The sequence below is a fragment of the Nocardia sp. NPDC047038 genome (assembly GCF_040644075.1).
GTDB lineage: Bacteria > Actinomycetota > Actinomycetes > Mycobacteriales > Mycobacteriaceae > Nocardia > Nocardia sichangensis.
On the sequence record NZ_JBEYVQ010000015.1, the window covers coordinates 1 to 12,409 of the forward strand.

The window sequence follows — 12,409 nt, forward strand, 5'->3', positions numbered from 1 at the left end:
CGGCGGTGGTGACGGTGTCGTGCCACCACAGGTCGCGGCCTTCGGTCCAGGGGACTTCGATGCCGGTGCGGCGCACCACCAGCACATGCTCGACGGTCGATGGCCCGTCACCCAATGCCTCGTCCACCCCGGCCTTGAGCGGCGCTGCCGTGCCGCGCCGCCACTGCCCGTCGGTGGTGATCACCAGGCGCGCCCCGGCGTCGTCGACGCGCTGGCGCAACGCGGTGGGGGAGAATCCGGCGAAGACGACGGAGTGGGTCAGCCCGAGGCGAGCGCAGGCGAGCATGGACACGATGGCTTCCGGCACCATCGGCATGTAGATCGCCACCCGGTCGCCCGCGACCAGGCCCAGTTCGGTGAACGCGTTGGCGGCCCGGCAGACCTCGTCCCGCAACTGTTCATAGGTGATGGCGCGCGAGTCGCCTGGTTCGCCTTCCCAGTGGATGGCGACCTGGTCGCCGTGTCCGTCCAGGACGTGGCGGTCCACGCAGTTGTAGGCGACGTTGAGCTTTCCGCCGACGAACCATTTCGCCACCGGAGCCCCGCTCCAGTCCAGCACCTGGGTCCACGGCTGCTCCCAGTGCAGCCTGCGAGCCTGTTCGGCCCAGAACTCCAGCCGATCGGACCGCGCCCGGTCGTACAGCGCCTCGCTCGCGTTCGCCTGGGCGGCGAAGTCCGCGGCGGGCGGGTAGGCGGTGGTGTCGCGGTCATCGGTGGTTGCGCTGGTCACGCGAGATCTCCTAACGAAAGAACAGAGGGGACGAGGAATGCCGGGCAGTGCTCAGTGCACCACCGCCTTCTCGGCGCCGACGCCGGTGAGCGAGCGGACTTCCATCTCCGCGGCCTTGGCCGGGTCCTCGGTCTTGCCTCCCACGAAGGTGCCGATGATGCCGAGCAGGAACGCCAACGGGATGGAAACGATGCCCGGGTTGGACAGCGGGAACCAGTCGAAGTCCGAACCGGGCAGCATGGCGGTCTTGCTGCCGGATACCGCCGGGGAGAACACGATCAGCACGATCGTCGAGATCAGGCCGCCGTACATGCTCCACAGCGCGCCGGTGGTGTTGAACCGCCGCCAGAACAGCGAGTACAGGATGGTCGGCAGGTTCGCCGACGCCGCGACCGCGAACGCCAGCGCCACCAGGAAGGCGACGTTCTGGCCGTTGGCCAGGATGCCCAGCGCGATGGCCAGTATGCCGATCACCACGGCGGTGATCCGGGAGACCCGGACCTGTTCGCGCTCACCGGCTTTCCCGCGCTTGATGACATTCGCGTAGATGTCGTGGGCGAACGACGCCGACGCCGTGATGGTCAGGCCCGCGACCACCGCGAGGATGGTGGCGAAGGCGACCGCGGAGATCACCCCGAGCAGCACCACGCCGCCGAGTTCGAAGGCCAGCAGCGGCGCGGCCGAGTTCTGCCCGCCCGCGGCCGCGAGGATGCGATCGGGCCCGACGATCGCCGCCGCGCCGTAACCCAGGACCAGGGTGAACAGGTAGAACGCGCCGATCAGGCCGATGGCCCAGACCACCGAGCGTCGCGCCTCTTTGGCGGTGGGCACGGTGTAGAAGCGCATCAGCACGTGCGGCAGGCCCGCGGTGCCGAGCACCAACGCCAGGCCCAGCGAGAGGAAGTTGAGCTTCGAGGTCTCGCTGCCGCCGTACTGCGCGCCGGGTGCGAGCACGTCGCGTGCGGCGACGGCCTTGTTCGCCGAACCGGAGACCGCTTTCTGCGCGGAGCCGAGGATCTCGGAGAAGTCGAAACCGAACTTGGCGAAGACCATGACGGTCATCAGCGCCGCGCCCACGATCAGCAGCACGGCCTTGATGATCTGCACCCAAGTGGTGCCCTTCATGCCGCCGACCAGGACGTACACGATCATCAGCACGCCGACGACGGCGATCACGATGGACTGCCCGGTCTTGTCGGTGACATCCAGCAGCAGCGCGACCAGCCCGCCCGCGCCCGCCATCTGCGCGAGCAGGTAGAACAGCGACACCGTCAGCGTGGACAGGGCCGCGGCGGTGCGCACCGGGCCTTCCTTCAGCCGGAAGCTCAGCACGTCGGCCATGGTGAATTTGCCGGTGTTGCGGAGCATCTCGGCGACCAGCAGCAGCGCGACCAGCCAGGCGACCAGGAATCCGATCGAATAGAGGAATCCGTCGTAGCCGTAGACCGCGATGGCGCCCGCGATGCCGAGGAAGCTGGCGGCCGAGAGGTAGTCGCCCGCGATGGCGACGCCGTTCTGCGGACCGGAGAAGCCGCGCCCGCCGGTGAAGTAGTCGGCGGCGGTGGCGTTGTTCCGGCTGGCGCGGATCACCACGATCATCGTGATCGCGACGAAGACGCCGAAGATGGCGATATTGGCGACCGGGTTGCCGACCGTCGCCGCCGCGGCGTAGGTGTGCACGGTGTTCATGCCCGGTCTCCCTCGAGGTAGCCGCGGATTTTCGCTGCGCGCGGATCCAGTTCCCGGTTGGCGAACCGGACGTACAGCGCGGTGATGGCGAAGGTGGAGACGAATTGGCCGAGGCCGAGCAGCAATCCGGCGTTGATCTCGCCGAAGACGGGGCGGCTCATGAAGTCGTGCGCGTAGGCGCCGAGCAGGACATAACCGAGGTACCAGAGCAGGAACAGCGCGGTCATCGGAAATACGAAGCGGCGCAATCGCGTTCGCAGTTCCTGGAATTGGGGGCTCGCCTGGACTTCGGCGAATTCTGCTGCGCTCGGCGCTCGCCGCCCTGCGGTGTCGTCGAGTTCGGTACTGGTCATGATGGTCCTACCAAGTGACGTGGCTTACTTCTCGAGGACGGTAAGCCAGGGATAGGGGCCACCAGTAGGCTGTGGTGTGGGTCACTCCGTGAAGGTGTCCGAATCTGCGGTGAGCGGTCGATACGGCGCGACGAACGGTCGGCGCGTGACCGCTCAGTCCGAACGCAGGCTGCGCTCGCGGTCAGCGCCCATGCCCAAGCGCTCCGGCGCGTGCATCCGGACGAAGATCCGGCTCACCGTCCTCGCGCCGAGCCCACGGGTGAACGAACTCACCAGCACCATGGTGGCGAACGCCAGCGGCACGCTGATCGCCGCGGGATAGCTCAGCAACGCGGCGGGCCAGCCGCCCGCCACGTCGTCGGAGAAGCCGCCGGTGACCGAGACGGCGGTCGCGGCGCCCGCCGCGAGCCCGCCCGCGACCAGACCGGCCGCCGCGCCCGTCGCGGTCAGCCCGCGCCACCAGATGCCAAGGACCAGCAGCGGGCACAGCGTGGAGGCGGCCACGGCGAAGGCCAGGCCGACGGTGCGGGACAGATCCAGCGACACCACCGTCAGCGACAGCGCCAGCGGTACCGAGCCCGCGACCAGTGCGGCCGTGCGGAAGTCCCGGATGCGCCCGCGCAGCATGTCGGTGCTGAGCACGCCCGCGATGCTCACCAGCAGCCCCGACGAGGTGGACAGGAACGCGGCGATCGCGCCCGCCGCGGCCAGCGCCGCGAGCAGCTGACCAGGCAGCCCCGCGACCACCGACCCGGGCAGCAGCACCACCGCGGCGTCGGAGGTTCCGGTGATCAGCAGTTGCGGCACGTACAGCCGGGCGAAAACGCCGAGCAGGACGGGGAACAGATAGAAGAGGCCGACCAGGCCGATCACCGCGAGCGCGGTCGTGCGCGCGGCCCGCCCGTCGGGGTTGGTGTAGAAGCGCACCAGCACGTGCGGCAGGCCCATGGTGCCGAGGAAGGTCGCCAGGATCAACGAATAGACCTGGTAGCTGGGATGCGGACCGCCGAGTCCGCCGCCCGGCGTCAGCCAGCCCGCGCCGTCGGCGGGGGCGCCGGCCACCACCGGCACCGCCGCTCCGGCCTCGAGCACCAATCGCGTCCCCGCCGCCAGTTCGTGCGTGCCGGGCGTCAGCGGCACCGTGCCGTCGACGGCGTGCTCGTCGATGGTTCCCGTGATCGAGACCTGTTGCGGTGCACCGACCCGCACCACCACGTCGGTGGTCACGTCGACGGTCGTGCGTTCGGACACCACCGGCGGTGCGGGCGCGCCGAGCTCCCGTTGGTCGGCGAGGAAATGCCCGAGCAGCACCAGCGCGGGCAGTGCCACCGCGGTCAGCTTCAACCAGTACTGGAACGCCTGGACCAAGGTGATCGAGCGCATCCCGCCGCCGACCACGTTGGCGATCACGATCGCGCCGACCGCCACCGCGCCCACCCAGTCCGGCACCCCGAGCAGGATGTGCAGCGTGAGTCCCGCTCCCTGGAATTGCGGGATCAGGTACACCGCGCAGATGAGCACCACGACGGTGGCCGCGAGCCTGCGCAAACGCACTGAGTCCAGCCGGAATTCGGCGAAGTCGGGCACCGTGTACGCGCCGGAGCGGCGCAGCGGGGCGGCGACGAACAGCAGCAGCGCCAGGTATCCGGCGGTGAAGCCGACCGGGTACCACAGCGCGTCCGCGCCGTATTTCGCGATCAACCCGGCGACCCCGAGAAACGAGGCGGCCGAGAGGTATTCGCCGGAGATCGCGGCCGCGTTCCAGCGCGGCCCCACGCTGCGCGAGGCGACGAGGAAATCGGAGGTAGTGCGCGCCAGCCGCACGCCGTACGCGCCGATCGCGACGGTCGCGAGGGCCGCGAGGATCAGCGCCGCGACCGTCAGCGCGGGGGCCGTGGCGGAGGTCATGACATACCTCCGGGTGGGTCGGCCGGATTCGCGCGGCATCCGGTCGTCGTGACACCTCGACCGGGTGAGCGGAGCGGTTCGGTGCGCGCCGCGTTCCGGGTCGCGGGCGTGGTCGACGCGGAGGAGTACGTCCGGGTGGGTCGGCCGGATTCGCGCGATACCCGGTCTCCGCGACCGCTCGGCCGACGGGCGAGTGAAACGGCTACCCGCGCGCCGAGTCTCGCGTCAGGGAAGCGCCCGCACCCGAAGAAGATCGCCGCGGTCGCCGGACGCACCAGCGACAGCCGGGTACCCGCGACGGGTGCGCCGCTCGGAGGACACGCATGATCACGCGCCGCGTCCACGCGGGCCGAGCTGGTCCCATGGTGGCGCACGGGTCGATCCCGCTGTATCCCGATCTCGAACGCGGCGCGCGTGTTCTCGGACCAGGTGCACCGATACGCCGAGCGACGAACGAAGCCCGTCGGACCGGAGCGCATCGATACCGTGGTCCGCGCCGCGGCAGGCATTCGGGCCGGTCGCACCGTCAGTCCTCGGCCAGTTCGAGGAAGTCCTGTTCGTTGCGTTCGGCCAGGCGCACGTAGGTCCGGCCGATCAGGAACAGCAGCGGGTACACGGCGCCGCCGAGCAGCAGCCAGGGCAGCCGGATGCCGAGCACCGTGAACGATCCGATCGAACCGATGCCGAACAGTATGGGCAGCGCGCACAGCAGCGCGATCGTCACCAGGCCGACGCGCAGCGCGAGCCCGAGTTGCGCGCGGATCAGGCCGCCGATGAGCGCCTCGCCGAACTCCGTCTGCTCGGCGACCTCGACTCTCGTGCGCACTCGCCGCGCGCCGCGTCGTTCGGAGAGCACCACGCGCTCGCGCGCCGGACGCTGCGGCGCGGTCACTGATTGCCCCAGTGTTGCCGGGGCCTGTGCACCAGCCGCTGTTTCAGTTCACGCACCTGCCTTCGGCTCACCGGCAGTTCGACCGCTTGCGCGTCGCCCTCGGCCCGCAGGCACACCACCGTGCCGGAACCTATCGTGCGCAGCCCGGTGACCAGCCGCAACGCCACCAGATACGAGCGGTGCACCCGCAGGAATCCCGCGTCGTGCCAGCGTGCTTCCAACGCCGACAACGGGATCCGCACGAGATGCGATCCGGCGCTCGTGTGCAGCCGGGCGTAATCCCCGTCGGCTTCCACCCAGCTCACGCTCGACCTCGGTACCAGCGTGGTCACTCCGCCCAGTTCCACCGGGATGACCTCGCTCGGATCGGCGCGCTCGTCGGCGGCAGGCCGGTGCGGCGCGCTGCGGGACGCCGCGATCCGCCGCACCGCCTCGGCGAGCCGCGCCTCGCGCAGCGGCTTGAGCAGATAGTCGACCGCACCCAGATCGAATGCTGCGATCGCCCGGTCGTCGTGGGCGGTCACGAACACCACGGCGGGCGGATTGGCGAACTCCGACAGGATGCCCGCCAGCTCCATACCGTCCAGGCCGGGCATGTTGATGTCCAAAAACACCGCGTCCACGGGATGAGCGCGCAGCACCCGCAACGCGCTGGTGGCATCGCCCGCCGCGCGGATCTCCCCGATCTCGGCCCGTGCGCGCAGCAGATACACCAGCTCGTCCAGAGCGGGCTTCTCGTCGTCCACGGCGAGCACGCGCAGCGCGCCCGCCGGCTTGCCGGTAACGCGGGTCACAATCGCTCCATCGTAAGGGCCCGCGCTGGGCCGCCGAGCCGGTGCCGTCGGCGTGAGGCTGCCTACTCTTGTGCGTCCGCGTTCGAGCCGGGATGCCTGGTGGGCACGGGCCCGTGCTTCTGGGCGTTGCATGGGTGGTCTCGTGCCTGCGTCCGGGCGTTGCGTGTGCCGGTTTCGTGGGTGCGGGTAGCCGAAGGCCTCACGCAGTACGTACACCACGCGTTCCTTGGCGGTGACCGTTCCATGAGCGTGAGCATGGCGATCGACACCGATTCGCGTTGTTGGAGGAATTCCTGGCCGCAGCGGTCAGCGGTCGAACCGACGAGCTGGTGCGGGCCCGATGTGCGTTGTGGGCGCGAGCTGTCCTGCTTAGGGCGCGTCGCGCGCCGGCTTCACGGCCGGATGCCCGCGCGGAATTTGGGAACCCGCAGGCTGACCTTCGTGCCCGCGCCCGGCGCGGTCTCCACGACCAAGCCGTAGTCGTCGCCGAAGGCCGCGCGCAATCGGTCGTCGACGTTGGCCAGGCCGACGTGCGCGGCCTCCCCGGAGCCCGCCGGGCCCGTCCCGGTGTCGACGGCGTCCAGCGCGCCGGAGCGCAGAAGATCCGGGTCCATGCCGACGCCGTCGTCCTCGACGCTGATCACACAGTCGGTGCCCGCGTCGGTGGCGACGATGCTGACGGTGCCGCCGTGGGCGGCGCCCGCCAGTCCGTGCCGCACCGCGTTCTCCACCAGCGGCTGGAGCGCTAGGAAGGGGAGGACCACGCCGAGCACCTCGGGCGCGATCCGCAGCCGGACCTGGAGGGCGTCGCCGAAGCGGGCGCGTTCCAACGCGAGGTAGCGCTCGATGTTGCGCAGCTCGTCCGACAGCACCGTGAACTCGCCCGCGGCGCGGAAGGAGTAGCGGGTGAAGTCGGCGAACTCGAGGATCAGCTCGCGGGCCCGCGCCGGATCGGTGCGGACGAACGAGGCGATGGTGTTCAGCGCGTTGTAGATGAAGTGCGGGCTGATCTGCGCCCGCAGCGCGCGCACCTCGGCCCGGTCCAGCCGGGCCCGCGACGCGTCCAGTTCGGCCAATTCGAGCTGCCCGCAGGCGTACCGCGCCACTTCGGCGACCGCACCCAGCCGCCCCGGCCCCGGCTGCCCGGTATTCACGACGCCCAGCACACCGGCCACGCCGTTCGATTCGATCAGCAACGGTTGCGCGATCAGCGTGCGCCCGGCGTGTTCGCCGCGGCCGGGTCCGGCCACGAGCACCGGACGCTCGCCCGCGACGGCGCGTTCGGCGGCTTCGCCGAAGTACTCGGCCAGTTCGGCGTGCGGCCCGTCCCAGGCGAGCACCGTGCCGTCGGCGTCGGCCAGCGCGAGCGCCTCGGCGCCGGTGAGCGCGCGCAGATGGGGCGCGGCTTCCCGCGCGGACTCCTCGGTCAGCCCGCGCCGCAGCGGAACCGCCGCCAGCGACGCGGTGTGCAGCGCCGAATGCACCGCCCGCTCGGCGGGGGTGGTCACCACTCTGCGGGTGCGCGACCAGATCAGCAACGCACCGGCGATCAACGCGGCCGCGGCCACGACGGCCAGCGCGGTGGTCATGGCGGGCAGCGGCGCGGGGACTTCATGGGCCGATTATCGCGGTGCTCCGATCGCGTGCGGCAGGTGGCGGCCATGTGGTGCGGGCGTGGGTGCGCATCCGATCCAGACAGCGCCTGCGCGAACGGGCCGATTCCGGCAACGGGGGCGCAGTGCCGCTTGCCGGGAGATCGTGTGCGGCATGGTGGCGGCCGTGGGCGTGAATACGGGCGGGCCACCGAGCGCGGGCGCTCGCGACAGCCGATCGACACGGCGGTCGCCCGAACGGGCCGAGTCATCGGGGTGTTCCGGCATTCGGCACGATCGCGACACTCGCGGAAATCGGCCGCTCAGACGGCGAGTCGCCAGGACGCGCCGGTGATCTTCCCCACCGACACGCCGGGTGCCCGAGGAGCGCCCGCGAGCCGTTCCGAACCAGTCGGTGCGCCCGCCTAGAATCGGTCCAGCCAACCCCCGTCGAGACCTTGGGAGGAAGGACCGTCTTGGCCGCCTCGTCCGGATCGTTCGTCCATCTGCACAACCACACCGAGTACTCCATGCTCGATGGGGCGGCGAAGATCTCGCCACTGTTCACGGAGGCGAAACGGCTGGGGATGAACGCGGTCGGGATGACCGACCACGGCAACATGTACGGCGCCTCGGAGTTCTACAACTCGGCCAAGAAGCACGACATCAAGCCGATCATCGGCATCGAGGCCTACATCGCGCCCGCCTCGCGGTTCGACACCAAGCGCGTGCAGTGGGGCGATCCGAGCCAGAAGGGCGACGACGTCTCCGGCTCCGGCGCCTACACGCACATGACCATGGTCGCCGAGAACGCGACCGGCCTGCGCAACCTGTTCAAGCTCTCCTCGCTGGCCTCCATCGAGGGGCAGCTCGGCAAGTGGGCGCGCATGGACGCGGAGATCATCGCCCAGTACGCCGAGGGCATCATCGCCACGACCGGCTGCCCCTCCGGCGAGGTGCAGACCCGTCTGCGTCTCGGCCACGACCGTGAGGCGCTGGAGGCCGCCGCGAAGTGGCAGGAGATCTTCGGCAAGGACAATTTCTTCCTCGAGGTCATGGACCACGGCCTGTCCATCGAGCGCCGGGTGCGCGAGGGGTTGCTGAACGTCGGCAAGCAGCTGGGCATTCCGCCGCTGGCCACGAACGACTGCCACTACGTCACCAAGGACCAGTCGAGCAACCACGAGGCGTTGCTGTGTGTGCAGACCGGCAAGACGCTGTCGGACCCCACCCGGTTCAAATTCGACGGTGACGGCTACTACCTGAAGTCCGCCGAGGAGATGCGCGCGCTCTGGGAAGCCGAGGTGCCCGGCGCGTGCGACAACACGGTGCTGATCGGCGAACGGGTCCAGTCCTACGACGACGTGTGGGCCTTCAAGGACCGCATGCCGGTCTTCCCGGTGCCCGAGGGCGAGGACCAGGATTCCTGGTTGCGCAAAGAGGTCGACCGTGGCCTGGCGCGCCGGTTCCCCGGCGGCGTGCCCGAGGAGTACTACACCCGCGCCTACTTCGAACTCGACGTCATCAAGCAGAAGGGCTTCCCCGCCTACTTCCTCGTCGTCGGCGACCTCGTCAAGCACGCGCGGGAGGTCGGCATCCGGGTCGGTCCCGGCCGTGGTTCGGCGGCCGGTTCGCTGGTGGCCTACGCGCTCGGCATCACCAATATCGACCCGCTGCCGCACGGCCTGCTGTTCGAGCGGTTCCTGAACCCGGAGCGCCCGTCCGCGCCCGATATCGATATCGACTTCGACGATCGCCGCCGCGGTGAGATGGTCCGCTACGCCACCGAGAAGTGGGGCACCGACCGGGTCGCCCAGGTGATCACCTTCGGCACGATTAAAACCAAGGCCGCGATCAAGGACTCCGCGCGCGTCCAGTTCGGCCAGCCCGGTTTCGCCATCGCCGACCAGATCTCCAAGGCGCTGCCGCCGCCGATCATGGCCAAGGACATCCCGCTGTCGGGCATCATGGACCCCGATCACGAGCGGTACAAGGAGGCAGCCGAGGTCCGCGAGCTCATCGGCAGCAACCCGGATGTGGCCAAGATCTACGAGACCGCGCGCGGTCTGGAGGGCCTGATCCGCAACGCCGGTGTGCACGCCTGCGCGGTGATCATGTCCTCCGAGCCGTTGATGGACGCGATCCCGGTGTGGAAGCGGCCCCAGGACGGGGCGATCATCACCGGCTGGGACTACCCGTCCTGCGAGGCCATCGGCCTGCTGAAGATGGACTTCCTCGGCCTGCGCAACCTCACCGTCATCGGTGACGCGCTGGACAACATCAAGGCCAACCGCGGCATCGACCTGGACATGGACAACCTGCCGCTGGACGATCCCGCGACCTACGAATTGCTCTCGCGCGGTGACACGCTCGGCGTCTTCCAGCTCGACGGCGGCCCCATGCGCGACCTGCTGCGCCGCATGCAGCCGACCGGCTTCAACGACATCGTCGCCGTGCTCGCGCTGTACCGGCCCGGCCCGATGGGCATGAACGCGCACAACGACTACGCCGACCGCAAGAACGGGCGGCAGCCGATCAAGCCGATCCATCCGGAGCTGGAGGAGCCGCTCAAGGACATCCTCGCCGAGACCTACGGCCTGATCGTCTACCAAGAGCAGATCATGTTCATCGCGCAGAAGGTCGCCTCCTACTCGATGGGCAAGGCCGACGCGCTGCGCAAGGCCATGGGTAAGAAGAAACTCGAGGTGCTCGAGGCCGAATACAAGGGCTTCCACGAGGGCATGACCACGAACGGCTTCTCCGAGGCCGCGGTGAAGGCGCTGTGGGACACCATCCTTCCGTTCGCCGGCTACGCGTTCAACAAGTCGCATGCCGCGGGCTACGGCCTCGTCTCGTTCTGGACCGCCTACCTCAAGGCCAACTACCCGGCCGAGTACATGGCGGGCCTGCTCACCTCCGTCGGTGACGACAAGGACAAGGCCGCGGTCTACCTGTCCGACTGCCGCCGTCTCGGCATCACCGTGCTGCCGCCGGACGTCAACGAGTCCGAGCAGAACTTCGCCTCGGTCGGCAAGGACATCCGCTTCGGTCTCGGCGCGGTGCGCAACGTCGGCGCGAACGTCGTCGCCTCGATCATCCAGGCGCGCAAGGAGAAGTCGAAGTTCACCGACTTCTCCGACTACCTGAACAAGATCGACGCGATCGCCGCGAGCAAGAAGGTCACCGAATCGCTCATCAAGGCGGGCGGTTTCGACTCCCTCGGGCATCCGCGCAAGGGTCTGATGCTGATCCACTCGGACGCCATCGATGCCGTGATGGCCACCAAGAAAGCCGAGGCGATGGGTCAATTCGACCTGTTCGGCGGCTTGGACGCGGACGAGTCGGTGACCTCGGTGTTCAACGTGAAGGTGCCCGAGGACGAGTGGGAGTCCAAGCACCGGCTCGCGCTGGAGCGGGAGATGCTCGGGCTGTACGTATCCGGGCATCCGCTCAACGGCGTCGAGCACGTGCTCGCCGCGCAGGCCGACACGCAGATTCCCGCCATCCTGGAAGGCGACATCAAGGACGGCACTCAGGTGACCGTCGGCGGCATCCTGGCCTCGGTGAACCGGCGCATCAACAAGAACGGTCTGGCCTGGGCCTCGGCGCAGCTGGAAGACCTCACCGGTGGCATCGAGGTGCTGTTCTTCCCGCAGTCGTACTCGGTGTACGGGATGGACGTCGTCGAGGACGCCGTGGTGCTGGTCAAGGCGCGCGTCTCGGTCCGCGACGACCGAATCTCGTTGATCGCCAACGATCTCGCCGTACCCGACCTCTCCGCCGTCGGCGTGGCCAAGCCACTCGCGGTCACCGTCACCACCCGCATGTGCACACCGGACAAGATCGGCGAACTCAAGCGCGTCTTGTCCAGGCACCCCGGCACGTCGGATGTCCATATCCGGCACGTCGGCGCCCGGGACAAGACCACACTGCTGAAACTCGATGAGCGCCTGCGCGTCTCACCGTCGTCGGCACTGATGGGTGACCTCAAGGCGTTGCTCGGCCCGGGCTGCCTGGCCAGCTGACCGGCGGTTCACGAAGCGGGCCTGACCGAATTCAACCCGTTCCTGACCGGTCTCGGCCAAGACCACGATGCTGCCGTCGCCGGTTCGACCCTGCCTTACAGCGACGGACCCTGCGAAGGCGTCAATACGAAACGAAGCTCGTCAAAACGGCAGATATACGACCGCGCGGGATCTGCTCTACTCCGGCACCGAATCCCTGCTGTGTAGTCCAGGATCCGCTACCACCGGAAATGGGACAGCGCTGAAATGGGACAGGCAGTGACACTCCCCCAGGTGAGGAGATGGTTGTCCCGAGATGGCGAGTCTCGCTTGGCATTTCGCCACCGCATCGACGTGGAATGCCCGTTTGACATGACGGTTGGGTTCAGACAGGGTAGGGAACCGGCAGGGAGATGCGAGTGGGGCGGCAAGTCGATCTTCATCCAG

8 protein-coding genes are annotated in these 12,409 nt (G+C 68.9%); 1 reads left to right on the forward strand and 7 read right to left on the reverse strand.

The features are described from left to right. The 7 genes from ABZ824_RS32015 to ABZ824_RS32045 all read right to left on the reverse strand — a co-directional run. A partial coding sequence (locus tag ABZ824_RS32015; RefSeq protein WP_356967688.1) for an AMP-binding protein occupies positions 1–730 on the reverse strand: 730 nt, incomplete at its 3' end. A 51-nt stretch (positions 731–781) separates the two neighbouring features. Further along, positions 782–2,419 carry a cation acetate symporter gene (locus tag ABZ824_RS32020; protein WP_355078338.1) on the reverse strand — a complete coding sequence of 546 codons (1,638 nt, stop codon included), beginning with the start codon at positions 2,417–2,419 and terminating at the stop codon, positions 782–784. Further along, complete coding sequence (locus tag ABZ824_RS32025) at positions 2,416–2,772, reverse strand: DUF485 domain-containing protein (protein WP_355078337.1); 357 nt, start codon at positions 2,770–2,772, stop codon at positions 2,416–2,418. Before ABZ824_RS32025 ends, ABZ824_RS32020 begins: the two co-directional genes overlap by 4 nt. A gap of 153 nt (positions 2,773–2,925) precedes the next feature. Beyond that, positions 2,926–4,680: a cation acetate symporter gene (locus tag ABZ824_RS32030; RefSeq protein ID WP_356967691.1), complete on the reverse strand. Its 1,755-nt coding sequence runs from the start codon at positions 4,678–4,680 to the stop codon at positions 2,926–2,928. A 526-nt stretch (positions 4,681–5,206) separates the two neighbouring features. After that, positions 5,207–5,572: a hypothetical protein gene (locus ABZ824_RS32035; protein WP_355078335.1), complete on the reverse strand. Its 366-nt coding sequence runs from the start codon at positions 5,570–5,572 to the stop codon at positions 5,207–5,209. After that, positions 5,569–6,366 carry a LytTR family DNA-binding domain-containing protein gene (locus ABZ824_RS32040; RefSeq protein WP_356967693.1) on the reverse strand — a complete coding sequence of 266 codons (798 nt, stop codon included), beginning with the start codon at positions 6,364–6,366 and terminating at the stop codon, positions 5,569–5,571. The genes ABZ824_RS32035 and ABZ824_RS32040 overlap by 4 nt, the downstream gene beginning before the upstream one ends. Before the next feature lie 392 nt (positions 6,367–6,758). Continuing rightward, the gene (locus ABZ824_RS32045) at positions 6,759–7,955 is read right to left on the reverse strand and encodes a histidine kinase (RefSeq protein ID WP_356967695.1); all 1,197 of its coding nucleotides are present in this window, start codon (positions 7,953–7,955) and stop codon (positions 6,759–6,761) included. Between the two features lie 479 nt (positions 7,956–8,434). On the opposite strand from ABZ824_RS32045, the gene dnaE reads away from it, so the two are divergent. After that, entirely contained in the window at positions 8,435–11,983 is a 3,549-nt protein-coding gene (gene dnaE / locus ABZ824_RS32050) for a DNA polymerase III subunit alpha (RefSeq protein WP_356967697.1), read from the forward strand. Positions 11,984–12,409 lie beyond the last annotated feature (426 nt).